Below are 26,068 nucleotides of genomic sequence, written 5' to 3'. Positions count from 1 at the left end.
ACGTTACAATAGAAACCCGCGTGGGCGCCCGGCCTGCGCGGGTTTTTTCTTTCCCAGCCCGATGACCTTTGCCGCCAAGCCTTTTGCTGCTGCTGTCAATCACCTGCTCGCGCGCGAATCGTGGGCGCGCGACCGCCTGATTCCGTATGCGGGCAAGACTGCCCGGATCGACGTGCCCCCCGTCACGCTCACGCTGCTGGTGCAGCCGGACGGTTATCTGTCGGCTGTCGACGCGCACGATGCGCAACAGGTCGACGTGTCGATCGCACTCGCGGGCGACGCGGTCGCCGCGTTCCTGCAGGGCGGCCAGGCGGCCGTGATGAAGCACGTGAAGATCGAGGGCGATGCAGAATTCGCGACGCAGATCGCGAAGCTGGCCGAGCATCTGCGCTGGGAACCGGAAGAAGATCTCGCGAAGCTGGTCGGCGACGCGGCGGCGTACCGGATCGCGACGGTCGTGCGCGATGCCGGCGCACGCGCGCGACGCACGGGCCGCAACGTGCTCGATTCCGTCGCCGAGTACTGGCTCGACGAAAACCCGCAAGTCGTCCGGCGCACGGCGCTCGGCGGCTTCGACGCCGAACTGGCGCGCGCACGCGATGCACTCGCGCGGGTCGAAAAGCGGGTCGAGCGACTCGAACAAAAAATCGGCGCGCGCACGGGTTCCGGCCCGCGCGGCGCGCACTGAGGGCCGCAGGGCATGCGCATTTTCCGTTTCATCAAGATTGTCTACACCGTCATCCGCTTTGGTCTCGACGAAGTGATGCTGTCCCGGATCGACGACCGGCGCGTGAAGCTGCTGCTGCGGATCACGACGATCGGCCGCCGCTATTCCGATCCGCCCGCCGTGCGGCTGCGTCACGCGCTCGAAAGCCTCGGCCCGATCTTCGTGAAGTTCGGCCAGGTGCTTTCGACGCGCCGCGACCTGCTGTCGGTCGATTTCGCGAACGAACTCGCGAAGCTGCAGGATCAGGTGCCGCCGTTCGATTCGGCGGTCGCGATCGCGATCATCGAGAAGTCGCTCGGTGCGCCGGTCGACGAGCTGTTCGACGAATTCGAGCGCGAGCCGATCGCAAGCGCGTCGATCGCGCAGGTGCACTTCGCGAAACTCAAGCAGGGCGTGCACGCGGGCAAGGCCGTCGCCGTCAAGGTGCTGCGCCCGAACATGCTGTCCGTGATCGATTCGGATCTCGCGCTGATGCGCGACATCGCGATCTGGACCGAGCGGATGTGGGCCGACGGTCGGCGCCTGAAGCCGCGCGAGGTCGTCGCCGAATTCGACAAGTATCTGCACGACGAGCTCGACCTGATGCGCGAAGCCGCGAACGGCAGCCAGTTGCGCCGTAATTTCGCGGGCCTCGACCTGCTGCTCGTGCCCGAGATGTTCTGGGATTTCTCGACGTCGCAGGTGCTCGTGATGGAGCGCATGACCGGCGTGCCGATCAGCCAGGTCGAGACGCTGCGCTCGGCCGGCGTCGACATCAAGAAGCTCGCGCGCGAAGGCGTCGAGATCTTCTTCACGCAGGTGTTCCGCGACGGCTTCTTCCATGCGGACATGCACCCCGGCAACATCCAGGTGAGCCTCGATCCGAACACGTTCGGCCGCTACATCGCGCTCGATTTCGGGATCGTCGGCGCGCTGTCCGATTTCGACAAGAACTACCTCGCGCAGAACTTCCTCGCGTTCTTCAAGCGCGACTACCACCGCGTCGCGACGCTCCACCTCGAATCGGGCTGGGTGCCGCCCGAGACGCGCGTCGAGGAGCTCGAAAGCGCGATCCGCGCGGTGTGCGAGCCGTATTTCGACCGTGCACTGAAGGACATCTCGCTCGGCCAGGTGCTGATGCGCCTGTTCTCGACGTCGCGCCGCTTCAACGTCGAGATCCAGCCGCAACTCGTGCTGCTGCAGAAGACGATGCTGAACGTCGAAGGGCTCGGCCGCTCGCTCGACCCTGAACTCGACCTGTGGAAGACCGCGAAGCCGTACCTCGAGCGCTGGATGACCGAGCAGATCGGCCTGCGCGGCTGGTACGAGCGCTTCAAGGTCGAGGCGCCGCAGTGGAGCAAGACGCTGCCGCAACTGCCGCGCCTGATCCACCACGCGATGGCGGCGCGCCATGACGCGCCGCGCGCCGCGAGCGAGGACCTGATGCGCCAGATCCTCATCGAGCAGAAACGTACGAACCGGCTGATGCAGGCGCTGCTGATCTTCGGTCTTGCCGTCGGGGTCGGGGCGCTCGTTGCGCGCGTGCTGCTCGCGCTCGCATACGGCGCATGACCGAAAGGAGCAGCGCGATGTCCGATCCGAAACAACCGGCCGCGCCGACGGCCGCCGATTTCGCGACGCGCGACCCCGGCAACGCGTCGTTCTGGGACGAGCGTTTCGAGCGCGGCGTGACGCCGTGGGAATTCGGCGGCGTGCCGGACGGCTTTCGCGTGTTCGCGCACCGGCTCGAGCCGTGCGCGGTGCTGATCCCCGGCTGCGGCAGTGCGCAGGAGGCCGGGTGGCTCGCGCAGGCCGGCTGGCCCGTGCGTGCGATCGATTTCGCCGCGCAGGCGGTGGCTGTCGCGAAGGCGCAGCTCGGCGCGCATGCGGACGTCGTCGAGCAGGCCGACTTTTTCGCCTACCGGCCGCCGTTCGACGTGCAGTGGGTGTATGAGCGCGCGTTTCTGTGCGCGCTCCCGCCGAGCCTGCGCGCCGACTATGCGGCACGGATGGCCGAGTTGCTGCCGGCGGGCGGATTGCTGGCCGGCTATTTCTTCGTGACGGCGAAACCGAAGGGGCCGCCGTTCGGGATCGAGCGTGCCGAACTCGACGCGCTGCTTGCGCCGCACTTCGACCTGATCGAGGATTTGCCCGTCACCGATTCGCTGGCCGTATTCGAAGGGCACGAGCGCTGGCTCACGTGGCGCCGCCGTTGATGCGCGGGCGTCACGGCCGTTGCCGGAGCGCGTCGGGGTTTCGGCTATAATTCAAGGTTTTGCAAGCCGTTTCCAGTTTCCGCGGGAAAAATATCATGCCGATCTACGCCTATCGATGCGAAGCGTGTGGTTTCGCGAAGGACGTGCTCCAGAAGATGAGCGACGCGCCGCTGTCGCAGTGCCCGGAATGCGGGAAGGATGCGTTTCGCAAGCAGGTGACTGCCGCGGGCTTCCAGCTGAAGGGCTCCGGTTGGTACGTCACCGATTTCCGCGGCGGCTCGGGCGGCGCCAGCGCGCCGGCGACGGCGTCGGGCGACGCGGCGCCGGCAGCCGCTGCGGCAGCTACGCCCGCAGCGGACGCGCCGGCTGCATCGAGCAGTTCCGAAAGCACGACGACGAGCGCCGCGCCGGCACCGGCTGCAGCGCCCGCCGCCGCCAGCAGTTGACCGTCGCGGCCCGGCCGGGCCGCGACTACCCCGCGCCGCCAGCGCGGTTCATTGACGGCAGATGATGAAAAAGACGACCCTGAAATCGGTGTTTCTGACCGGCCTGCTGGTTCTCGTCCCGCTCGCGATCACGCTGTGGGTGCTCGGTCTCATCATCGGCACGATGGACCAGACGCTGCTCCTGCTGCCCGAATCGTGGCAGCCCGAGCGGCTGCTCGGCTTCCACCTGCCGGGGATCGGCGCGGTGCTGACGCTCGCGTTCATCTTCGTCGTCGGGCTGGCCACGCGGAATTTCATCGGCCAGAAGCTCGTCACCTGGTGGAACGCGGTCGTGCGCCACATCCCGGTCGTCGGGCCGATCTACACGAGCGTCAAGCAGGTGTCGGACACGCTGCTGTCGAGCAGCGGCAACGCGTTCCGCAAGGCGCTGCTGATCGAATACCCGCGCCGCGGCTCGTATACGATCGCGTTTCTGACCGGCACGCCCGGCGGCGACGTGCTCAATCATCTGACGGAAGAATACGTGAGCGTGTATATCCCGACGACGCCGAACCCGACGTCGGGCTTCTTCCTGATGCTGCCGAAGAGCGAAGTCATCGAACTCGACATGTCGGTCGATGCCGCGCTGAAGTACATCGTCTCGATGGGCGTGGTGGCGCCCCCGGCGCCGGCTCCGGCGCCCGCCCGCCGCCCCGTCGAGCCGCCGCTGTAAGTAAAGAATCATCGCCCGGGCCGCGCGTTGCGGCGCCCGTTGATCAAACCGAACGAAAGCAAACATCATGTCGATGCGTACTGAATACTGCGGTCTCGTGACCGAACACCTGCTGGGCCAAACCGTGTCGCTGTGCGGCTGGGTGCAGCGCCGCCGCGATCACGGCGGTGTGATCTTCATCGACCTGCGCGATCGTGAAGGCCTCGTGCAAGTGGTGTGCGACCCGGATCGCGCGGAGATGTTCGCGACCGCCGAAGGCGTGCGCAACGAGTTCTGCGTGCAGATCAAGGGCCTCGTGCGCAACCGTCCGGACGGCACGGTCAACGCCGGCCTGAAGAGCGGCAAGATCGAAGTGCTGTGCCACGAACTGAACGTGCTGAACGCGTCGGTCACGCCGCCGTTCCAGCTCGACGACGACAACCTGTCGGAAACGACGCGTCTCACGCACCGCGTGCTCGACCTGCGCCGTCCGCAGATGCAGCACAACCTGCGCCTGCGCTACCGCGTCGCGATCGAGGCGCGCAAGTACCTCGACGAGCAAGGTTTCATCGACATCGAAACGCCGATGCTGACGAAGAGCACGCCGGAAGGCGCGCGCGACTACCTCGTGCCGTCGCGCGTGAACGCGGGCCAGTTCTTCGCGCTGCCGCAGTCGCCGCAGCTGTTCAAGCAGCTGCTGATGGTCGCGAACTTCGACCGTTACTACCAGATCACCAAGTGCTTCCGCGACGAAGATCTCCGTGCCGACCGTCAGCCGGAATTCACGCAGATCGACTGCGAGACGTCGTTCCTCGGCGAGCAGGAAATCCGTGACCTGTTCGAAGACATGATCCGTCACATCTTCAAGACGACGATCGACGTCGAACTCGACGCGACCTTCCCGGTGATGCCGTACTCGGAAGCGATGGCGCGTTTCGGTTCGGACAAGCCGGACCTGCGCGTGCAGCTCGAATTCACCGAGCTGACCGACGCGATGAAAGACGTCGACTTCAAGGTGTTCAGCACGCCGGCCAACGCGAAGGACGGCCGTGTCGCGGCGCTGCGCGTGCCGAAGGGCGGCGAGCTGTCGCGCGGCGACATCGACGGCTACACGGAATTCGTGCGCATCTACGGTGCGAAGGGCCTCGCCTGGATCAAGGTCAACGAGAAGGCGAAGGGCCGCGACGGCCTGCAGAGCCCGATCGTCAAGAACCTGCACGATGCGTCGATCGCAGCGATCCTCGAGCGCACCGGCGCTGAAGACGGCGACATCATCTTCTTTGCGGCCGACCGTGCGAAGGTCGTCAACGACAGCCTCGGCGCGCTGCGCCTGAAGATCGGCCATTCGGAATTCGGCAAGGCGAACGGCCTCGTCCAGGCCGGCTGGAAGCCGCTGTGGGTCGTCGACTTCCCGATGTTCGAATACGACGACGAAGATGCGCGCTACGTCGCTGCGCACCACCCGTTCACGAGCCCGAAGGACGAGCACCTCGAGTACCTCGAGACCGACCCGGGCCGCTGCCTCGCGAAGGCATACGACATGGTGCTGAACGGCTGGGAAATCGGCGGCGGCTCGGTGCGTATCCACCGCGAGGAAGTGCAGAGCAAGGTGTTCCGCGCGCTGAAGATCGGCGCGGAAGAGGCGCAACTGAAGTTCGGCTTCCTGCTGGACGCGCTGCAGTACGGCGCGCCGCCGCACGGCGGTATCGCATTCGGCCTCGACCGCATCGTCACGATGATGGCCGGCGCCGACTCGATCCGCGACGTGATCGCGTTCCCGAAGACGCAGCGTGCGCAGGATCTGCTCACGCAGGCACCGAGCCCGGTCGACGAGCGTCAGCTGCGCGAACTGCACATCCGTCTGCGTCAGCCGGAACAGCCGAAGGCGTAACGCGTTTTCGCACCCGGTCGTGTGTGCGGCGACGCGCACACGACGCAACTGAAAAAGGCGCAGCGATGCGCCTTTTTCATTTTTTGCGGTACAGTCGCAGCACTTGCCGCACGTTCGGAGCACATGCCCGGCGCGCGGCCCTGTGCCGCATGAAACAAAGATGACGAAGCCGCCGAAAATCCCCGAATCCGTTCTCGTCGTGATCTACACACCCGACCTCGATGTGCTGGTGATCAAGCGTGCCGACCAGCCCGATTTCTGGCAATCGGTGACCGGATCGAAGGACGCGCTCGACGAGCCGCTCGCGCTCACCGCCGCGCGCGAAGTGGCCGAGGAAACCGGCATCTCGGTCGGCACGCCGGACGTGCCGGCCGCCGCGCTGGTCGACTGGCGCCACCGGATCGAATACACGATCTATCCGCAATACCTGCACCGCTACGCACCGGGCGTCACGCGCAACACCGAGCACTGGTTCGGCCTGTGCGTGCCGCGTCGCGTCGACGTGACGCTGTCGCCGCGCGAGCATGTGGATCACGCGTGGCTGCCGTTCCGCGAGGCGGCCGCGCGCTGCTTCTCGCCGTCGAACGCCGAGGCGATCCTGCAATTGCCCGTGCGCGTCGCACTCGCGCGCACGCCGCACGGCTCGTCCGCATGACTGCGGAGACCCGCAAGCGCTTCGCGCAATTGCGGCAGATGTTCCTGCAGGAACGCGGCTCCGCGTCGCGGCTCGCGTTCACGGCGGGCAACACGGTGCGGCTGTTCGAGGGCGGCGGCGGATTCTTCCGGGCACTGATCGAGCGGATCGATGCCGCGCGCGAGCAGGTGATGCTCGAAACCTATATCTTCTGCGACGACGCGGCCGGCCGGCCGGTGTCGGACGCGCTGATCCGCGCGGCGCAGCGCGGCGTGCGCGTGCGCGTGATCACCGACGGCATCGGCACCGCACGGCTGCCGCTGTTCGATACGTGGGCGCAATCCGGCGTCGAGCACTGCATCTACAACCGCTTCCTGTTCGGCCGCTTCGGCTTTTCGCGCACGCACCGCAAGCTCGCGGTGATCGATCATGCGACCGCGTTCTGCGGCGGCATCAACATCGTCGACGACTACGCGCAAAACGGCACGACGCTGCCGTTTCCGCGCTGGGATTTCGCGGTCGAGATGGCAGGGCCCGCGGTGTCCGACGTGCGCGCCGCGTTCGAGCTGCAGTGGCACCGGATCCAGTTCGGCCACAAACCGTATGCGCAGTACGCGGCCGGGCTGCATGGCGGCGAAGCGTTCCCCGACATGTTCCGGCGCTGGATGCGCAGCCACCGGTGGATCAAGGCCGGCGCGCTGCGGGTCGTGACGGAGCCGAGCGTCGCGTTTGTCGCGCGCGACAATGTCGTAAACCGCCGCGCGATCGAGAAGGCCTATCTCGCGGCGATCGGCCAGGCGCGCCAGCAGATCCTGCTCGCGAATCCGTACTTCATGCCGGGCCGCAAGCTGCGTCGCGCGCTGACGGGCGCCGCGCGACGCGGCGTCGACGTGCGGATCCTGATCGGCCGCAAGGAGTTCGCGGCGCTCGATACGGCGGTGCCGTTCCTCTATCACACGCTGCTGCGCGCGGGCGTGCGCGTGGCCGAATACGACAAGACGATGCTGCACGGCAAGGTGGCCGTGATCGACGACAACTGGGCGACGGTCGGCTCGTCGAATCTGGACGCGCTGAGCCTGATGCTGAACAATGAGGCGAACGTCGTGCTGGTGCGCTACGATGCGGTCACGAACGAACTGCGCGATGCGATCGCGGCCGCGTTCGCCGATGGCCGGGAGATCGACCCCGCGCGATTCGCCGCGCGCCCGCGCATCGAGCGTATGCTGAACTGGCTCGCCTATACCGCGTATCGGGTCGTGATGAAGGCGCTGACGGTCGGCAGTTACGACTGACGCAGACTAAGCATCCGCTTCAAAAAAATCTGTCCGCACGTTCGTGCGGAAAAGCCGCTCCGGTCCCGCCGGAATCGCGCAAAATAGCGTCTCGGTTAGACACCGGTTTCTAATAATTTCCTTGTTTCGCGAGCGGCCGCACTCAATAATAGTACGGCCGTTCGATTTTATTCGAACCCCCGAACGGTTACAGAAATAGCTATGCGAAAAGGCGAACAGACGCGTGCCGCGATACTTGAAGCTGCTTTGGACCTCGCCAGCCGTGATGGGCTGGAGGGGCTGACGATCGGCCTGCTGGCCGAGCGCATGCAGATGAGCAAGAGCGGCGTGTTCGCGCACTTCGGATCGCGCGAGGACCTGCAGGTCGAGGTCGTCCGCGAGTATCACCATCGTTTCGAAAACGAGGTGTTCTTTCCGAGCCTGCGCGAAGCGCGCGGTCTGCCGCGTCTGCGGGCGATGCTGGCGCGCTGGATCGAGAAGCGCATCCAGGAGGTGACGACTGGGTGCATCTACATCAGCGGCGCAGTGGAGTACGACGACCGGCCGGACAGCCCCGTGCGCGAGCAGTTGATCGCGAGCGTGACGGCCTGGCGTGCCGCGTTGCTGCGCGCCATTTCGCAGGCGATGGAAGAGGGGCATCTGCGCACGGACACCGATCCGGACCTGATGCTCTTCGAGCTGTACAGCTTCACGCTCGGCCTGCATCACGACGCACGTTTCCTGCATTCGCCGGATGCCGTGCGCCTCACGTGGGCCGCGCTGGAAAAGACGATTGTTTCGTATCAGAGCGAGAGCCGTTAGCGGCGCGTCAACCGCCCGCCAGGAGCTCGAGCCGTTTTGCCCACCTTTGGAGAGAGTCATGGGACAGTACGCCGCGCCGCTGCGCGACATGCAATTCGTGTTGCACGAGCTTCTGAACGTCGAAGCCGAAGTCAAGCAAATGCCCAAGCATGCGGACCTCGACGCCGACACGATCAACCAGGTCCTCGAGGAAGCGGGCAAGTTCTGCTCCGAGGTACTGTTCCCGCTGAACCAGGTCGGCGACCGGGAAGGCTGCACGTATGAAGGCGACGGCGTCGTGAAGACCCCGACCGGCTTCAAGGAGGCCTACCAGCAATACGTCGAGGCCGGCTGGCCGGCGCTCGGCTGCGATCCGGACTACGGCGGCCAGGGCCTGCCCGCGTTCGTGAACAACGCGCTCTACGAGATGATGAACTCGGCGAACCAGGCATGGACGATGTATCCGGGCCTGTCGCACGGCGCGTACGAATGCCTGCACGCGCACGGCGCACCGGAACTGCAGAAGGCCTACCTGCCGAAGCTCGTGACGGGCGAATGGACCGGCACGATGTGCCTGACCGAGCCGCACTGCGGCACCGACCTCGGCATCCTGCGCACCAAGGCCGAACCGAACGGCGACGGCTCGTACTCGATCAGCGGCACGAAGATCTTCATCTCGAGCGGCGAACACGACATGGCCGAGAACATCGTCCACCTCGTGCTCGCGCGCCTGCCGGAAGCGCCGCAGGGCACGAAGGGCATCTCGCTGTTCATCGTGCCGAAGTTCATTCCCGACGCAGCGGGCGCGCCGGGCGAGCGCAACGGCGTCAAGTGCGGCTCGATCGAGCACAAGATGGGCATCCACGGCAATTCGACTTGCGTGATCAACCTCGACAACGCGAAAGGCTGGATGGTCGGCGAGCCGAACAAGGGCTTGAACGCGATGTTCGTGATGATGAACGCGGCCCGTCTCGGCGTTGGCGCACAGGGCCTCGGCCTCACGGAAGTCGCGTACCAGAACTCGCTCACGTACGCGAAGGAGCGCCTGCAGATGCGCTCGCTGACGGGCCCGAAGGCACCGGACAAGCCGGCCGACCCGATCATCGTGCACCCGGACGTGCGCCGCATGCTGCTCACGCAGAAGGCGTATGCGGAAGGCGCGCGCGCGTTCACGTACTGGTCCGCGCTGCAGATCGACAAGGAGCTGTCGCACGCCGATGAAGCGGTGCGCAAGGAAGCGGCCGACCTCGTCGCGCTGCTCACGCCGATCATCAAGGCGTTCCTGACCGACAACGCATTCGAGTGCACGAACCACGCGATGCAGATCTACGGCGGCCACGGCTTCATCTCCGAGTGGGGCATGGAGCAGTACGTGCGCGACGCGCGGATCAACATGATCTACGAAGGCACGAACTCGATCCAGTCGCTCGACCTGCTGGGCCGCAAGGTGCTCGGCGACATGGGCGCGAAGCTGAAGAAGTTCGGCAAGCTCGTCACGGAATTCGCGGAAGCCGAAGGCGTGAAGCCGGAAATGGCCGAGTTCATCAACCCGCTCGCCGACATCGGCGACAAGGTGCAGAAGCTGACGATGGAAATCGGCATGAAGGCGATGCAGAACCCCGACGAAGTCGGTGCTGCCGCCGTGCCGTACCTGCGCACCGTCGGCCACCTGGTGTTCTCGTACTTCTGGGCGCGGATGGCGCGCCTCGCACTCGACAACGAAGCATCGGGCGATCCGTTCTACAAGTCGAAGCTCGCGACGGCCCGCTTCTACTTCGCGCGCCTGCTGCCCGAGACGGCGTCGACGATCCGCGCCGCGCGCGCCGGCTCGAAGACGCTGATGGAAGTCGACGAATCGCTGTTCTGACGCGAGTCCGGGCGGTGCGCGAGGCGCGCCGCCCGAACGCAACGGTTCCTGGTACTCACTTCGCCGTGCAGCCCTCACATCCCGTGCTGCACGACATTATCCGGAGACATCCCGTGAGCAATTTCCTGATTCGCAAGGTCGCCGTGCTGGGCGCCGGCGTGATGGGCGCGCAGATCGCCGCGCACCTCATCAACGCACGCGTGCCGGTGCTGCTGTTCGACCTGCCGGCCAAGGAAGGCCCGAAAAACGCGATCGCGCTGAAGGCGATCGAGAACCTGAAGAAGCTGTCGCCCGCGCCGTTCGGCGTGAAGGACGACGCGAAGTACCTCGAAGCGGCGAACTACGAAGACGACATCGCGAAGCTGGCCGAATGCGACGTCGTGATCGAGGCGATCGCCGAGCGGATGGACTGGAAGCACGACCTGTACAAGAAGGTCGCGCCGCACATCGCGCCGAACGCGATCTTCGCGACCAACACGTCGGGCCTGTCGATCACGAAGCTGTCCGAAGGTTTCTCGGACGAGCTGAAGTCGCGCTTCTGCGGCGTGCACTTCTTCAACCCGCCGCGCTACATGCACCTCGTCGAGCTGATCCCGACCGCGCATACGCGCCCGGACATCCTCGACCAGCTCGAGACGTTCCTGACGAGCATCGTCGGCAAGGGTGTCGTGCGCGCGAAGGACACGCCGAACTTCATCGCGAACCGCGTCGGCATCTTCTCGATCCTCGCGGTGATCACCGAGGCCGCGAAGTTCGGCCTGCGCTTCGACGAAGTCGACGACCTGACGGGCAGCCGCCTCGGCCGCGCGAAGTCGGCGACGTTCCGCACCGCGGACGTGGTCGGCCTCGACACGATGGCGCACGTGATCAAGACGATGCAGGACAACCTCGCCGACGATCCGTTCTTCCCGGTCTACCAGACGCCTGCCGTGCTCGCCGAACTGGTGAAGCAGGGCGCGCTCGGCCAGAAGACGGGCGGCGGTTTCTACAAGAAGGAAGGCAAGGCGATCAAGGTGCTCGACGCGAAGACGGGCACCTACGTCGATTCGGGCGCGAAGGCTGACGAAACCGTCGGCCGCATCCTGAAGCGTCCGCCGGCCGAGCGCCTGAAGCTGCTGCGCGAGACGGACCATCCGCACGCGCAGTTCCTGTGGTCGATCTTCCGCGACGTGTTCCACTACATCGGCGTGCATCTCGAGTCGATCGCCGACAACGCGCGCGACGTCGACCTCGCGATCCGCTGGGGCTTCGGCTGGAACGAAGGCCCGTTCGAAGGCTGGCAGGCTGCCGGCTGGAAGCAGGTCGCCGAGTGGGTGCAGGAAGACATCGCGGCCGGCAAGGCGCTCGCGAACGTGCCGCTGCCGTCGTGGGTGCTCGAAGGCCCGGTTGCCGAGCAGGGCGGCGTGCACACGGCCGAAGGCTCGTGGGCGCCGGCAGCGCAGCGCTTCGTGCCGCGCTCGGACCTCGCGGTCTACGGCAAGCAGGTGTTCCGTGCGCCGCTGCTCGGCGAAACGGGCGCCGATCCGAAGACCTACGGCAAGACGCTGTTCGAAACCGACGCGGTGCGCGCCTGGGTCGACGACCGTGCGGGCGAGGACGACGTCGTGATCGTGTCGTTCAAGTCGAAGATGAACACGATCGGGCCGAGCGTGATCGACGGGCTCGTGCAGGCGATCGAACTCGCGGAGAAGGACTACAAGGGCGTGGTGATCTGGCAGCCGACGTCGCTGAAGCTCGGCGCGCCGGGCGGCCCGTTCTCGGCCGGCGCGAACCTCGAAGAGGCGATGCCCGCGTTCATGATGGGCGGCGCGAAGGGCATCGAGCCGTTCGTGAAGAAGTTCCAGGAAGGCATGCTGCGCGTGAAGTACGCGAACGTGCCGGTCGTTGCAGCCGTGTCGGGCATCGCGCTCGGCGGCGGGTGCGAACTGATGCTGCACAGCGCGAAGCGCGTCGTGCACGTCGAGAGCTACATCGGTCTCGTCGAAGTGGGCGTCGGCCTGGTACCGGCGGGCGGCGGCCTGAAGGAAGCGGCGCTGCGCGCGGCGGATGCCGCAACGGCCGCGAACGCGACCACCGACATCCTGAAGTTCGTCACGAAGTCGTTCGAGAACGCGGCGATGGCGAAGGTGTCGGCATCCGCTCACGATGCGCGTGCGATGGGCTACCTGAAGCCGTCCGACACGATCATCTTCAACGTGTTCGAACTGCTCGACACCGCGAAGAAGGAAGCGCGCGCACTGGCCGCCACCGGCTACCGCGCACCGCTGCGCGCGAAGGACGTGCCGGTCGCGGGTCGCTCGGCGATCGCGACGATCAAGGCATCGCTCGTCAACATGCGTGACGGCCGCTTCATCAGCGACCACGATTACCTGATCGCGAGCCGCATCGCCGAAGCCGTGTGCGGCGGCGACGTCGAAGCCGGCAGCCTCGTCGACGAGCAGTGGCTGCTCGCGCTCGAGCGCCGCGCGTTCGTCGAGCTGCTCGGCACGCAGAAGACGCAGGAACGGATCATGGGCATGTTGCAGACCGGCAAGCCGGTGCGTAACTGAGCGAGCGGACAGAGCGGACAAGGAGTCTGAAATGAGCAAACAATTGCAAGACGCATACATCGTCGCCGCCAGCCGCACGCCGATCGGCAAGGCCCCGCGCGGTGTATTCAAGAACACGCGCCCGGACGAGCTGCTGGTCCACGCGATCAAGTCGGCGGTCGCGCAGGTGCCCGGCTTCGACACGAAGCTGATCGAGGACGCGATCATCGGCTGCGCGATTCCGGAAGCCGAACAGGGCCTGAACGTCGCGCGGATGGGCGCGCTGCTCGCGGGCCTGCCGCAGACGGTCGGCGGCGTGACGGTCAACCGATTCTGCGCGTCGGGCATCACCGCGCTTGCGATGGCGGCCGACCGCATCCGCGTCGGCGAGTCGGATGCGCTGTTCGCAGGCGGCTGCGAATCGATGAGCATGGTGCCGATGATGGGCAACAAGCCGTCGATGTCGCCGCACATCTTCGATCGCAACGAAGACTTCGGCATCGCGTACGGGATGGGCCTGACGGCCGAGCGCGTCGCCGACCAGTGGAAGGTGAGCCGCGAAGACCAGGACGCGTTCTCGGTCGAGTCGCACAAGAAGGCGCTCGCCGCGCAGCAGGCCGGCGAGTTCAACGACGAGATCGCCGCGTACACGCTCACCGAGCGTTTTCCGAACCTGGCAACCGGCGAAGTCGACGTGAAGACGCGCGAGATCGCGCTCGACGAAGGTCCGCGCGCGGATACGTCGATCGAAGGCCTCGCGAAGCTGCGCGCGGTGTTCGCGAACAAGGGTTCGGTCACGGCCGGCAACAGCTCGCAGACGTCGGACGGCGCGGGTGCGCTGCTCGTCGTGTCGGAGAAGGTGCTGAAGGAATTCAACCTGACGCCGCTCGCGCGCTTCGTGAGCTTCGCGGTGCGCGGCGTGCCGCCGGAAATCATGGGCATCGGCCCGAAGGAAGCGATTCCGGCCGCGCTGAAGGCCGCGGGCCTGAAGCAGGACGATCTCGACTGGATCGAGCTGAACGAGGCGTTCGCCGCGCAATCGCTGGCGGTGATCCGCGATCTCGGCCTCGACCCGTCGAAGGTCAACCCGCTGGGCGGCGCGATCGCACTCGGCCACCCGCTCGGCGCGACCGGCGCGATCCGCGCGGCGACCGTCGTGCACGGCCTGCGCCGCCGCAACCTGAAGTACGGGATGGTCACGATGTGCGTCGGCACCGGCATGGGCGCGGCGGGCATCATCGAACGCCTGTAAGCGGGACGCGACGAAAAGCGACGACGGTGCGCGGGCCACGAGCTCGCGCACCGTTTTTTCATTCCGATAGAGGAAAGTCAAAGGAGACGGTTGTGGCCGAAATTCAAGTGGAACGCGCCGACGGCGTAATGACGATCACGATCGCGCGCCCGGCGAAGAAGAACGCGCTGACGGCGGCGATGTACCAGACGATGGCCGATGCGCTCGCCGACGCGCAGGAAGACAAGGCGGTCCGTGTGATCCTGCTGCGCGGCAGCGACGGCAATTTCAGCGCGGGGAACGATCTCGAGGATTTCCTGAAGTCGCCGCCGAACGACGAGAACGCGTCGGTGTTCCAGTTTCTCGCGCGGATCAGCAGCGCACAGAAGCCGATCGTGGCCGCGGTGCCGGGCATTGCGGTCGGCGTCGGCGTGACGATGCTGCTGCACTGCGATCTGGTCTACGCGGCCGATACCGCTGCGTTCTCGCTGCCGTTCGCGCAGCTCGGGCTGTGCCCGGAAGCCGCATCGAGCGTGCTGCTGCCGCGCCTGGCCGGCCATCAGGTCGCCGCGGAAAAGCTGCTGCTCGGCGAGGCGTTCGATGCGCTGGAAGCGCACCGGATCGGCATCGTCAACCGCGTGCTGCCGGCTGCCGAGCTCGACGCGTTCGCGGCGAAGCAGGCGGCGAAGCTCGCCGCGCTGCCGGCGTCGTCGCTGCGCGTGACGAAGGCGCTGCTGAAGGATACGGGCGGCGTGGCGACCGCCGCGCGGATGGCCGAAGAGGCGGGCCACTTCTCCGCGATGCTGCGCGCGCCGGAAGCGCGCGAGGCGATGACGGCGTTCTTCGAGAAGCGCAAGCCGGATTTCCGTCAGTTCGACTGACGGAGCAGGCCGCGCCGGCGGTGGAACGCCGGCGCGATTCCGCGCTCGGGATCAGGCCGTGCCGTAGTCGACGTGGCCGGTTTCGCGGCAGAAGCTGACGAGCCGCAGGCCGGCCGCCTTCGCGATCTCGATCGCGAGCGACGACGGCGCGGAGATGGTCGCGACCATCGGGATGCCGACCCGTGCGGCCTTGCGCACGAGCTCGTAGCTCGCGCGGCTCGACAGGAACACGAAGCCGTCGGTCGTGTCGGCGCGCGACAGCACGAGCGAGCCGATCAGCTTGTCCAGCGCGTTGTGGCGGCCGACGTCCTCGAACGCGATCCGGATCGCGCCTGTTGCGTCGCACCACGCGGCCGCATGCAGGCCGCCCGTGAGCTGCGTGAGCGCCTGATGGGCCGGCAGCCCGTGCGCCGCGCGCGCCAGCGCGTCGGGCGCGAGCCGCGCGAGAAAGCCCGTGTCGGGCACGCGTTCGGGCGCGAGGTCGAGCAGGTCGATGCTTTCGATCCCGCACACGCCGCAGCCGGTGCGCCCCGCGAGTGCGCGGCGCCGGTCCTTCAGCGCGGCGAACGCCTGCTGGACGACTTCCAGGTGCACTTCCGCGTGCGGCAGCGGCGCGTCGGCATGCAGGATCACCTCGATGTCCTTGATGTCGCTGCCGCGCGCGACGATCCCTTCCGAGATCGCGAAGCCGACCGCGAACGCTTCGAGGTCGCACGGCGTACACATCATCACCGCGTGCGAGATGCCGTTGAAGACGAGTGCGACGGGCCATTCCTGGCCCACGTAGTCGTGCGCGGTTTCGACGGCGCCGCCGCGCGTGCGGCTCACGGACAGTTCGATCGCGCCGCGCGGGTCGGCGCGCAGTTCGTCGGATTCGGTCGGATTCACGAGCACTCCCGTTGATTCGAGGCACGGCCGGCGACAATCGTGTCCGCCGCCCGCGCGCAGAGGTTCTAAAATACCTCAGGCAGGCCGGCCGCGCCGGCATCCGCCACGTCAGGTAACGACCATGGGACTCAGCGACGCTCCGTTGCTATTCAACTTCGAACACGATTCGTCGGAAAACTTCACGTACATCCCGATGATCGTGCGTTTCAATCTCGACCGCTTCGGTCTGCGGATTTCGCTCGAGCAATGGCAACTGCTGCCGCTCGAGGACCGCAAGCTGCTCGCGCGCTTTCCGGCCGACGACGACACCGCGATCGAGCCCAATTTCGATCATGCGCTGTTCGAGATGCTGCGCACGCACGCCGATCTCGAACCGTCATGGTTCCAGCCGGACGAGCAGCCGACCTGGCGCGCCACCGACACGGTGCCGGAGTCGCTCGTGCAGCAGAGCGCGCTGGCCGGGCTGTCGGCGCCCGCACTCGCGCAGTGGCAGCGGCTCGCGCCGTTCCAGCGCTACGTGCTGGTGAAGCTGTCGCGCAAGCCGAAGCTGAATCACGATTTCCTGCCCGCGATGCGGGAGTTCGGGCTGACGGCCACGCACTGACGGGCCGCGTGCCGCGCCGCAGCGCGGCGCTTGTCCGTCAGAGCGGCGGCAGTTGCCGCGGCTTGCGGTCCGGGCCGGTCGCGACGTACGTGAGCGTCGCTTCGGTAACCTTCACGATTTCGCCCATCAGGCGCATGCGCTGCGCGTACACCTCGACGTCGACCGTGATCGACGTGTTGCCGGTGCGCGTGATGGTCGCGTAGAAGCTCAAAAGATCGCCGACGAACACCGGCTGCTTGAACACGAACGAGTTGACCGCGACCGTCGCGACGCGCCCATTTGCGCGCTGGCTCGCGGGGATCGAGCCGGCGATGTCGACCTGCGACATGATCCAGCCGCCGAACACGTCGCCGTGGACGTTCGCGTCGTGCGGTTGCGGGACGACGCGCAGCGCGGGCTGTTTTTGCGGGAGTTCGAGGGTCGAATCGGTCATGGCGGGGGCTTTCATCCTGTAATAAATTCACCGCCGCGCGCAGGCTGGCCGGCGAGGCCGCCGGCAGCGGCGCGAAGCGGCTTCTGCGACAATACAACGTCCGCAAATTGTACGAGAAAGCGGGCGAGCCGGCCGCCGATGAAAGCGTCCGGCACCGCCGCCGATCCTTCCCCCATGCGCCGATTTCCTGCTTCCGGCGAGCCCGCGCCGGCTTCGACCGGGCCCCGCAACGACTGGCAGACCATCCGGTCGCTGCTGCCGTACCTGACCACCTACAAATGGCGCGTCGCGCTCGCGCTCGCCTGCCTGATCGGCGCGAAGGTCGCGAACCTCGGCGTGCCGGTCGTGATGAAGCGCATCGTCGACCACCTGTCCTACGTGCAGCAGATCACCGCGCTCGGCCGCGCCGAGCAGTCGGCCGGCATCGTGCTCGCGGGCGGCGTCGGCCTGCTGGTCGTCGCGTATGCGTTCGTGCGGCTGTCGACGTCGCTGTTTACCGAGCTGCGCGAGATCCTGTTCTCGAAGGTCACCGAGAGCGCGGTGCGCCAGCTCGCGCTGCAGGTGTTCCGGCACCTGCACGGGCTGTCGCTGCGGTTTCACCTGGAGCGCCAGACGGGCGGCATGTCGCGCGACATCGAGCGCGGCACGCGCGGCATCCAGCAACTGATTTCATATTCGCTGTACAGCATCCTGCCGACGCTCGTCGAGGTCGGGCTCGTGCTCGGCTTCTTCGTGGTCAAGTACGAGGCCTATTACGCGTACGTGACGTTCGCGGCGCTGGTCACGTACATCGTGTTCACCGTGAAGGTCACCAACTGGCGCACGCACTTCCGCCGCACGATGAACGAACTCGATTCGCGCGCGAATTCGCGGGCGATCGATTCGCTGATCAACTACGAGACGGTGAAGTACTTCGGCAACGAGGAGTGGGAAGCGCAGCGCTACGACGAGAACCTGAAGCGCTACCGCAAGGCCGCGATCCGCTCGCAGAACTCGCTGTCGGTGCTGAACTTCGGCCAGCAGGCGATCATCGGCACGGGGCTCGTGTTCATCCTGTGGCGCGCGACGCAGGGCGTGCTCGCGGGCAAGCTGACGCTCGGCGATCTCGTGCTGATCAACACGTTCATGCTGCAGCTCTATATTCCGCTGAACTTTCTCGGTGTCGTCTATCGCGAGCTGAAGCAGAGCCTCACCGACATGGACCGGATGTTCGGGCTGCTGTCGGCCGCGAAGGAAGTCGCGGACCGGCCCGATGCGCAGCCGCTCGCGGTGGCCGGCGCGCAGGTGCGCTTCGAGCACGTGAACTTCGCGTACGAGCCGGCGCGGCCGATCCTGCACGACGTGACGTTCACGATCGACGCGGGCACGACGACCGCGGTGGTCGGCCACAGCGGCTCGGGGAAGTCGACGCTGTCGCGGCTGCTGTTCCGTTTCTACGATCTCGACCGGCAGGCGGGCGGCGCGATCCGGATCGACGGCCAGGACATTCGCGACGTCACGCAGGATTCGCTGCGCGCATCGATCGGGATCGTGCCGCAGGACACCGTGCTGTTCAACGACTCGATCTACTACAACATCGCGTACGGCCGGCCGACCGCGACCCGCGACGAGGTGGTCGCGGCCGCGCGCGCCGCGCACATCCACGATTTCATCGAAAGTTTGCCGAAGGGCTATGACACGTCGGTCGGCGAGCGCGGGCTGAAGCTGTCGGGCGGCGAGAAGCAGCGCGTCGCGATCGCGCGCACGCTGCTGAAGGATCCGCCGGTCCTGCTGTTCGACGAGGCGACGTCGGCGCTCGATTCGCGCTCGGAACGCGCGATCCAGCACGAGCTCGACCAGATCGCACGGCATCGCACGACGCTCGTGATCGCACACCGGCTGTCGACGGTCGTGCACGCGCAGCAGATCCTCGTGATGGATCACGGACGGATCGTCGAGCGCGGCACGCACGACGAACTCGTGCGCGCGGACGGGCTGTATGCGCAGATGTGGGCGCTGCAGCAGCAGCGCGCGGCGGCGGGCGGGGAAGAGGCCGAGGCCGCGTGAGCGGCGGGGCTGCGCGCCGTGGCGCGCAGCGGGAAGGCGGCGGTCTGCCGGAAGGGCGCGCGAGCGGCGTAGCGGCACGACGCGGCGCGGCGCGGCGCCGCTGGTCCGGCCGTTGTCCGGTCAGCCCGCGGCGCGCAGCCGCGCGTCGAGCTCGCCGAGCTGCGCGGGCGTGCCGACGTTCTCCCAGATGCCTTCGTACAGTTCGCCGCTCGCGCGGCCGGCCTCGATCGTCGCGCGGAAGTACGGCGTTAGTGCGCGTCGCGTGCCGGGCGCGAGATCGCGGAACATCCGCGTGTCGTACAGGCCGATGCTGCCGAACGTGACGCGTTCGCCACCGTCGAGCGACAGGCGCCCGTCGCCACCGAGTACGAAGTCGCCGGACGGATGGAATGGCGGATTCGGCACCATCACGAGATGCATCGCGGGCGCGTCGAGCGTCGACATGCGCGCTGCAGGGGCGGCGAGCGTCCCGTAATCGAACTCGGCGAACACGTCGCCGGCCACCGCGACGAACACCGTCGACCGCCCATCGCGCTCGAGCAGCGGCAGCGCCTGCGCGATACCGCCCGCGGTCTCCAGCGCTTCGCCCTCGGCCGAATACGCGAGCCGTACGCCCCAGCGCGAACCGTCGCCGAGCGCGGCCTCGATCCGTTCGCCGAGCCACGCATGGTTGATCACGATCGTCTCGATGCCCGCGAGCGCGAGCGCTTCGATCTGCCACACGATCAGCGGTTTGCCGCCGGCTTCGAGCAGCGGCTTCGGGCGGGTATCGGTCAGCGGGCGCATCCGTTCGCCGCGCCCGGCGGCGAAGATCATCGCCGTGGTCAGGGTGTCGCTCATGTTCGGCCGGGTTTCAGGACAGTCAGAACGTATAACCCACGTCGGCCGGCGCGTTGCCCTCGAGTTCGTCGAGCAGCTTCGCGAACGGCACGAGCGGGCGGTAGCGCAGTGCGACCTTGCGCGCATACGCGAGGAAGCGCGGCAGGTCGTTCAGATAGTGCGGCTTGCCGTCACGGTAATTGATGCGCGCGAACAGGCCGAGGATCTTGATATGGCGCTGCAGCCCCATCCATTCGAGCTGGCGGTAGAACTCGCCGAAATCCGGATCGACCGGCAGGCCGGCCTTTTTCGCCTTTTCCCAGTAGTACGCGAAGCAGTCGAGCTCGAACTCCTCGTCCCAACTGATGAATGCGTCGCGCAGCAGCGACACGACGTCGTACGTCAGCGGCCCGTAGACGGCGTCCTGAAAGTCGAGCACGCCCGGATTCGGCTCGCAGACCATCAGGTTGCGCGGCATGAAGTCGCGCAGCATGAAACCCTGCGGCTGCGCGTGCGCGCTGGCGACCAGCAGCGCGAAGGTGCGGTCGAGCGTGCCGCGCATCGCGTCGGTGACCGCCTTGCCGAGGTGGCGGCCGACGAACCATTCGGGCAGCAGCTCCATTTCGCGGCGCAGGAACGCTTCGTCGAACGGCGGCAGCACGTCGGGCTTCGACGTGAGCTGGAAGCGGATCAGCGCGTCGAGCGCGTCGCGCATCAGCGGCCGCGCGGCGGCCGGGTCGGCCGGATCGAGCACCGAGATGTACGGCGTGCGACCGAGGTCCGTCACGAGCATGAAGCCCGCGTCGAAATCGTGGGCCAGCACGTCCGGCACGTGGTCGCCGGCAGCGGCGAGCAGTTGCGCGACCTGGACGAACTCGCGGCACTTCTCGGGCGGCGGCGCGTCGACGGCGATCAGCGCGCCGCCGGCGCTCGTGGCCGACGCGACACGGAAATAACGGCGGAAACTGGCGTCCGACGATGCAGGCGCGAGGGTCGACAGGTCGAGCGCGTAGCGCCCGGCGAGCGGGTGCAGCCACGCGGTGAGTGCTTCGAGGCGGGCGTCGGGCTGGGATGCGGCGGATGGGGGCGTCATGAAACTCGGGGGAGGGGGGAACGTCTTGCCATATAATACCCCACGACTTTTTTGACGCGCCCCGCGTCAGCTTCCGCCGTGCAGGCCCGCTGCCTGTCGCGCCGTCCGCCCGATCGCCTCCCCGGTTTGCGCTCAGCCGCAGTCGCGGTTCGACGGCGCGGCCCGCCGTGCGCGAATGTGCCGTGCAGGCGCGGTTGACAAGGGGCGATTCGCCAAACGATAGATGCCGCCCAAACCGCTATTCCCGAATGTTTTCCCCGGTGACGGGGTGCCGCGCAAACGGCGGCTCGCGCTCGCGCTCCTGGCCATGCCCGGCCTCGTGCCGGCCGTGTCGTACGCGCAGCTGTCGGGCGCGGCTGCGCAGCCGCAGCCGCTCGACACGCCGTGGGATCTGCGTCTCGCACCCCAGCTCGAGGATCATCCGCTGAAGGACGGCTCGAAGCCCGCTGCCTTCGTGATTGCCGACCACACGAGCGGCACGGCCGAGCAGGACCTGGCCGCGAAGGGTTCGGCCGAACTGCGGCGCGGCGACGCCGTCGTGAAGGCCGACGCGATCCACTACGATCAGGATACCGACATGGCCGATGCGTACGGCCAGGTCAGGGTGGTCAATGGCGGCACGTCGTTCGCGGGCCCCGAGGCGCACCTGAAGATCGAGGCGAACCAGGGCTTCATGACGGCGCCGAAGTACCACTTCAACGTGACGGGCGGGTCGGGCAGCGCGGAGCGCGTCGACATGGTCGACAACGAGCGCTCGGTGTTCGTCAACGGTACGTACACGGCGTGCCAGTGCTCGACGAATCCCGCGTGGTACATCAAGGGCAGCCGCTTCGATTTCGATACGGGCGCCGACGAAGGCACCGCGCGCAACGGCGTGCTGTTCTTCCAGGGCGTGCCGATCTTCGCGAGCCCGTGGATGACGTTCCCGCTGTCGGGCGAGCGGCGCAGCGGCCTGCTGCCGCCGACGTTCTCGGTGAACTCGAGCAACGGCTTCGAGCTGACGCTGCCGTATTACTTCAACATCGCGCCGAACCGCGACCTGACGCTCACGCCGCGCATCATCTCGCGGCGCGGCGTGATGGCCGAAGCGACGTTCCGCTACCTGTCGCCGTCGTATTCGGGCACGTTTACGGCCAATTACCTGCCGAATGACCGGCTCGCGCACCGCGATCGCTACGCGATCTACTGGCAGCACCAGCAGAACTTCGGCGGCGGATTCGGCGGCTACGTCTACTACAACAAGGTCTCGGACAACACGTATCCGGAAGATCTCGGTTCGTCGAACCAGTTCGTCAACGGGACGCAGACGCTGTACCAGCAGGAAGCCGGCCTCACGTACTACAACGGCCCGTGGTCGGTGCTTGCGCGTTACCAGCACTGGCAGACGCTGCCGCCGTCGATCGCGCCGTACAGCCGCGAGCCGCAGTTGAACGTGAAGTACACGAAGTACAACGTCGGCGGCTTCGACTTCGGCGCGGAAGCCGATTATTCGCGGTTCCGCATCACGACGGCCGATGCGACCGAAGGCGACCGGATCGTCTTCAACCCGTACATCGCGTACGGCGTGTACGGCCCCGGCTACTTCGTCGTGCCGAAGGTCCAGTACCACTTCGCGTCGTACGACCTGAGCCACCTGTCCGCGAGCACGCCGAACAATCCGAAGCGCTTCACCGAGTCGATCCCGACCGTGACCTTCGACTCGGGCCTGATCTTCGACCGCTCGGTGCGCCTGTTCGGGCAGGACTTCATCCAGACCCTCGAGCCGCGCCTGTACTACGTGTACACGCCGTACCGCGACCAGTCGAACGCGCCGCTGTTCGACACCGCGGAATCGGACTTCGGCCTCGCGGAGATCTACCAGCCGAACACGTTCGTCGGCAACGACCGGATCGCCGATGCGAACCGGATCACGGCCGGCCTCACGTCGCGTTTCATCGATCCGCGCACCGGCGACGAGCGTGCGCGCTTCGTGATCGCGCAGCAGTACTACTTCGCCGATCAGCGCGTCACGCTGAATTCCGGGCAGACCGCGGCGCAGGCGCGCCACTCGGACCTGATCGTCGGCGCCGCGCTGAAGCTCGGCTCGGGCTTCATGTCGGAGACGGCGTTCCAGTACAACCAGAACAACAACCAGCTCGTGAAGTCGAGCGTCGGTTTCGGCTACAGCCCGGGCGAGCGCCGCGTGATCAACGTCGGCTATCGCTATACGCGCGCGAACACCACGCTCGACAACCAGCCGATCAACCAGTTCCTGGTGTCCGCGCAATGGCCGCTCACGCGCCGCCTGTATGCGATCGGCCGCTTCAACTACGATCTCGCCGCCGATCGCGTGGTCGACGGTCTGCTCGGCTTACAATACGACGCGGATTGCTGGGCGCTCGGGGTCGGTGTGCAGCGGGCTGCGAACGGCATAAATTCGTCGGGACAGCAGAATTCGTCGACGCGCTTCATGATGCAACTGACGCTCAAGGGCTTGTCGACCATCGACAACGGCCTCGTGTCCGCATTCCGCGCCGGGGTGCCGGGCTACACGCCGTTGCCGCCGCCGCCGCCGCCGATGTCCCGCTTCAGCAACTACGAGTAACGCCGGCTTGTCTGCACCGGTCAGCACGATTTCAATGGAGTATCAGTGGCAATGAAGAAAACCCTTCGTTTCGCGGCAGTCGTGTCCAGCCTCGCCGCGTCCGCCGCGCTGCTCGCCGCCGCGCCGGCCGCGGCGCAGGCGCTCGGTTCGCACGGTGCGCAACTCGCCGACGAAGTCGTCGCGGTCGTCAACAACGACGTGATCACGGGCCGCGAACTCGAGCAGCGCGTCGGCCTGATCGCGCGCCGGCTGCAGCAGCAGAACGCGCCGGTGCCGCCGGCCGACCAGTTGCGCGCGCAGGTGCTGAACCAGATGGTGCTCGAGCGGATCCAGGTGCAGAAGGCCAAGGACGACGGGATCCGCATCGACGACGCGACCGTGCAGTCGACGCTGCAGCGTCTCGCGCAAGCGAACGGGATGACGCTCGAACAGTACCGCGCGCGTCTGGAGTCGCAAGGCGTGCCCTGGAGCATCTTCACGAGCGATGCGCGTACCGAGCTGATGCTGTCGAAGCTGCGCGAGCGCGAGGTCGACGGCAAGATCACGGTGTCGGACGCCGAAGTCGCGAACTACATCGCGAGCCAGCGCGGGCCGAACGCGGCGCAGCAGCAGGACCTGCGCTTCCAGCACATCTTCATCAAGGCGCCGACCAACGCGCCGCAGGCCGACATCGAAGCCGCGCAGAAGAAGGCCGACGCGCTGCTGCAGGAAGCGAAGTCGGGTGCCGATTTCGAGCGGCTCGCGAAGAACAACTCCGAAGCGAACGACGCGAAGAAGGGCGGCGATCTCGGCTTCAAGGCACCGAGCGCGCTGCCGGCCGAGGTCGTCGATGCCGCATCGAAGCTGCGCCCGGGCCAGGTCAACCCGACGCTGGTCCGCGTGCCGGACGGCTTCGAGATCGTGCGTCTCGTCGACCGCCGCCAGAGCCAGGGCGCAACCGCCGCGGCACCGAAGATCGTCCAGACGCATGTGCGCCACATCCTGCTGCGCGTGGGTGAAGGCAAGTCGGAAGGCCAGGCGCGCCAGCAACTGGCCGACATCCGCAACCAGGTCGAGGCCGGCGGCGATTTCGCGAAGTTCGCGCGCACCTACTCGCAGGACGGTTCGGCGTCGCAGGGCGGCGATCTCGGCTGGATCAGCCCAGGCGAAACCGTGCCGGAATTCGAGCGTGCGATGAACAACCTGCAGGACGGCCAGATCAGCCAGCCGGTTCGTACCGAATACGGCTACCACCTGATCCAGGTGCTGAACCGCCGCGAGGCGGAAGGCTCGGTGCAGCAGCAGATGGACATCGCGCGTCAGGCGATCGGCCAGCGCAAGGCCGAGCAGGCGTATGCCGACTGGCTGCGCGAACTGCGCGACTCGTCGTACGTGCAGTACAAGATCGGCGGCGCCGGCCCGGCGAACTGAACGAGCTTCTGATGACCACGCCCGCGCTGCAGATCGCGATCACGACCGGCGAACCCGCGGGCGTCGGCCCGGAGCTGACCGTGCAGGCGCTGCGCGATGCCGCGCAGCGCTGGCCCGACGCGCATTTCACCGTGCTCGGCGATGCGGCGCTGCTCGATGCGCGCGCGGCGGCGGTCGGCGCCGACCCGGCAACGCTCGCCGGCGGGCAGGTATCGGTCGCGCATCGCGCGCTCGCCGTTCCCGCGCAGGCAGGCAAGCTGGACGCGGCGAACGGCCGGTACGTGCTCGACTTGCTCGACGCGGCGATCGACGGCGCGCTGGCAGGCCGGTACGACGCGATCGTTACCGCGCCGCTGCAGAAGAGCACGATCAACGATGCGGGCGTGCCGTTTACCGGCCATACCGAATACCTGGCCGAGCGCACGCATACGCCGCGTGTCGTGATGATGCTGGCGGGCACCGGCGACAAGCCGCTGCGCGTCGCACTCGCGACCACGCACCTGCCGCTGAAGGACGTGTCGGCCGCGCTGACGATCGACGGGCTCGTCGAGACGCTCGCGATCATCGATCGCGACCTGCGGCGCGACTTCGGTCTGGCCGCGCCGCGCATCCTCGTGACGGGCCTGAACCCGCACGCGGGCGAGAACGGTTATCTCGGCCGCGAAGAGATCGACGTGATCTCGCCGGCGCTGGCCCGAGCGAACGCGCAGGGCATCGACGCGCGCGGCCCGTATCCCGCCGACACGCTGTTCCAGCCGCGCCATCTGGCCGATGCCGATTGCGTGCTCGCGATGTTCCATGACCAGGGGTTGCCCGTGCTGAAGTATGCGACGTTCGGCGAGGGCATCAACGTGACGCTCGGGCTGCCGATCATTCGCACGTCGGTCGATCACGGCACCGCGCTCGATCTGGCCGGCACGGGCCGCGCCGATCCGGGCAGCATGGTCGCCGCGCTCGATACGGCCGTCACGATGGCGCGCCATCGCCGCGCGGCCTGACGCGGCCCGACCTCACCCCATTCGTCGTAT

The 26,068-nt window shown here is 67.0% G+C and carries 23 protein-coding genes; 18 read left to right on the top strand and 5 right to left on the bottom strand.

Annotation, left to right across the window (positions count from 1 at the left end; genetic code table 11):
• Positions 1-61: 61 nt before the first annotated feature.
• The 13 genes from R9B84_RS14245 (at position 62) to R9B84_RS14185 (ending at position 15,163) form a co-directional block, all read left to right on the top strand.
• The gene (locus R9B84_RS14245) at positions 62-688 is read left to right on the top strand and encodes a ubiquinone biosynthesis accessory factor UbiJ (RefSeq protein WP_423758418.1); all 627 of its coding nucleotides are present in this window, start codon (positions 62-64) and stop codon (positions 686-688) included.
• A 12-nt stretch (positions 689-700) separates the two neighbouring features.
• The gene (ubiB, locus tag R9B84_RS14240; protein WP_423758417.1) at positions 701-2,278 is read left to right on the top strand and encodes a ubiquinone biosynthesis regulatory protein kinase UbiB; all 1,578 of its coding nucleotides are present in this window, start codon (positions 701-703) and stop codon (positions 2,276-2,278) included.
• A 17-nt stretch (positions 2,279-2,295) separates the two neighbouring features.
• Entirely contained in the window at positions 2,296-2,922 is a 627-nt protein-coding gene (locus R9B84_RS14235; RefSeq protein WP_423758416.1) for an SAM-dependent methyltransferase, read from the top strand.
• A gap of 95 nt (positions 2,923-3,017) precedes the next feature.
• Positions 3,018-3,368, top strand: a complete 351-nt coding sequence (locus tag R9B84_RS14230) for an FmdB family zinc ribbon protein (RefSeq protein WP_047898999.1) — start codon at positions 3,018-3,020, stop codon at positions 3,366-3,368.
• 61 nt (positions 3,369-3,429) lie between these two features.
• On the top strand, positions 3,430-4,080 hold the full coding sequence (locus tag R9B84_RS14225) for a DUF502 domain-containing protein (RefSeq protein WP_047898998.1): 651 nt from the start codon (positions 3,430-3,432) through the stop codon (positions 4,078-4,080).
• Between the two features lie 67 nt (positions 4,081-4,147).
• Complete coding sequence (aspS, locus tag R9B84_RS14220) at positions 4,148-5,950, top strand: aspartate--tRNA ligase (RefSeq protein WP_034179002.1); 1,803 nt, start codon at positions 4,148-4,150, stop codon at positions 5,948-5,950.
• A gap of 160 nt (positions 5,951-6,110) precedes the next feature.
• Entirely contained in the window at positions 6,111-6,605 is a 495-nt protein-coding gene (gene nudB, locus R9B84_RS14215) for a dihydroneopterin triphosphate diphosphatase (RefSeq protein WP_423758415.1), read from the top strand.
• On the top strand, positions 6,602-7,876 hold the full coding sequence (gene clsB, locus R9B84_RS14210) for a cardiolipin synthase ClsB (RefSeq protein ID WP_423758414.1): 1,275 nt from the start codon (positions 6,602-6,604) through the stop codon (positions 7,874-7,876). The genes nudB and clsB overlap by 4 nt, the downstream gene beginning before the upstream one ends.
• Positions 7,877-8,077: 201 nt before the next feature.
• Positions 8,078-8,677, top strand: coding sequence for a TetR/AcrR family transcriptional regulator (locus R9B84_RS14205; RefSeq protein ID WP_034179000.1), 600 nt, complete (start codon positions 8,078-8,080; stop codon positions 8,675-8,677).
• A gap of 58 nt (positions 8,678-8,735) precedes the next feature.
• The gene (locus R9B84_RS14200) at positions 8,736-10,523 is read left to right on the top strand and encodes an acyl-CoA dehydrogenase C-terminal domain-containing protein (protein ID WP_423758413.1); all 1,788 of its coding nucleotides are present in this window, start codon (positions 8,736-8,738) and stop codon (positions 10,521-10,523) included.
• Positions 10,524-10,636: 113 nt separating this feature from the next.
• A complete protein-coding gene (locus R9B84_RS14195; RefSeq protein WP_423758412.1) occupies positions 10,637-13,072 on the top strand; it encodes a 3-hydroxyacyl-CoA dehydrogenase/enoyl-CoA hydratase family protein in 2,436 nt (811 codons plus the stop codon).
• 31 nt (positions 13,073-13,103) lie between these two features.
• The gene (locus tag R9B84_RS14190; protein WP_423758411.1) at positions 13,104-14,303 is read left to right on the top strand and encodes an acetyl-CoA C-acyltransferase; all 1,200 of its coding nucleotides are present in this window, start codon (positions 13,104-13,106) and stop codon (positions 14,301-14,303) included.
• A 92-nt stretch (positions 14,304-14,395) separates the two neighbouring features.
• Positions 14,396-15,163, top strand: a complete 768-nt coding sequence (locus R9B84_RS14185) for an enoyl-CoA hydratase (protein WP_423758410.1) — start codon at positions 14,396-14,398, stop codon at positions 15,161-15,163.
• Between the two features lie 51 nt (positions 15,164-15,214).
• On the opposite strand, the gene fdhD is transcribed toward R9B84_RS14185, so the two are convergent.
• Positions 15,215-16,051 (bottom strand): formate dehydrogenase accessory sulfurtransferase FdhD, encoded by an 837-nt coding sequence (gene fdhD / locus R9B84_RS14180; protein WP_423758409.1) that lies wholly within the window; start codon positions 16,049-16,051, stop codon positions 15,215-15,217.
• Between the two features lie 121 nt (positions 16,052-16,172).
• Between fdhD and R9B84_RS14175 the strand changes: the two genes are divergently transcribed.
• Positions 16,173-16,655: a nitrate reductase associated protein gene (locus R9B84_RS14175; protein ID WP_047898989.1), complete on the top strand. Its 483-nt coding sequence runs from the start codon at positions 16,173-16,175 to the stop codon at positions 16,653-16,655.
• 37 nt (positions 16,656-16,692) lie between these two features.
• Here the strand turns inward: R9B84_RS14175 and R9B84_RS14170 are convergent, their stop codons facing one another.
• A complete protein-coding gene (locus tag R9B84_RS14170; RefSeq protein ID WP_034208354.1) occupies positions 16,693-17,088 on the bottom strand; it encodes an acyl-CoA thioesterase in 396 nt (131 codons plus the stop codon).
• 11 nt (positions 17,089-17,099) lie between these two features.
• Positions 17,100-17,264 (bottom strand): acyl-CoA hydrolase, encoded by a 165-nt coding sequence (locus R9B84_RS14165; protein ID WP_141684908.1) that lies wholly within the window; start codon positions 17,262-17,264, stop codon positions 17,100-17,102.
• Between R9B84_RS14165 and R9B84_RS14160 the strand changes: the two genes are divergently transcribed.
• The gene (locus R9B84_RS14160; protein ID WP_338638519.1) at positions 17,263-19,134 is read left to right on the top strand and encodes an ABC transporter ATP-binding protein/permease; all 1,872 of its coding nucleotides are present in this window, start codon (positions 17,263-17,265) and stop codon (positions 19,132-19,134) included. The genes R9B84_RS14165 and R9B84_RS14160 overlap by 2 nt on opposite strands.
• 120 nt (positions 19,135-19,254) lie before the next feature.
• On the opposite strand, the gene murU is transcribed toward R9B84_RS14160, so the two are convergent.
• Positions 19,255-19,974 carry an N-acetylmuramate alpha-1-phosphate uridylyltransferase MurU gene (gene murU / locus R9B84_RS14155; RefSeq protein ID WP_423758408.1) on the bottom strand — a complete coding sequence of 240 codons (720 nt, stop codon included), beginning with the start codon at positions 19,972-19,974 and terminating at the stop codon, positions 19,255-19,257.
• 22 nt (positions 19,975-19,996) lie between these two features.
• On the bottom strand, positions 19,997-21,046 hold the full coding sequence (locus R9B84_RS14150) for an aminoglycoside phosphotransferase family protein (protein ID WP_423758407.1): 1,050 nt from the start codon (positions 21,044-21,046) through the stop codon (positions 19,997-19,999).
• 223 nt (positions 21,047-21,269) lie between these two features.
• On the opposite strand from R9B84_RS14150, the gene R9B84_RS14145 reads away from it, so the two are divergent.
• From R9B84_RS14145 to pdxA, 3 genes are read left to right on the top strand one after another with little or no spacing between them, the layout of a single operon-like run.
• Positions 21,270-23,630, top strand: a complete 2,361-nt coding sequence (locus R9B84_RS14145; RefSeq protein WP_423758406.1) for an LPS-assembly protein LptD — start codon at positions 21,270-21,272, stop codon at positions 23,628-23,630.
• Positions 23,631-23,681: 51 nt separating this feature from the next.
• On the top strand, positions 23,682-25,040 hold the full coding sequence (locus tag R9B84_RS14140) for a peptidylprolyl isomerase (protein WP_423758405.1): 1,359 nt from the start codon (positions 23,682-23,684) through the stop codon (positions 25,038-25,040).
• Positions 25,041-25,051: 11 nt separating this feature from the next.
• Complete coding sequence (gene pdxA, locus R9B84_RS14135) at positions 25,052-26,038, top strand: 4-hydroxythreonine-4-phosphate dehydrogenase PdxA (RefSeq protein ID WP_047898983.1); 987 nt, start codon at positions 25,052-25,054, stop codon at positions 26,036-26,038.
• Positions 26,039-26,068: the final 30 nt, after the last annotated feature.

It is taken from the genome of Burkholderia sp. NLJ2, assembly GCF_049487195.1.
Lineage (GTDB): Bacteria > Pseudomonadota > Gammaproteobacteria > Burkholderiales > Burkholderiaceae > Burkholderia > Burkholderia pyrrocinia.
The sequence above is the reverse complement of the archived record's forward strand: the minus strand, read 5'-3'. Positions and strand labels throughout refer to the sequence as shown.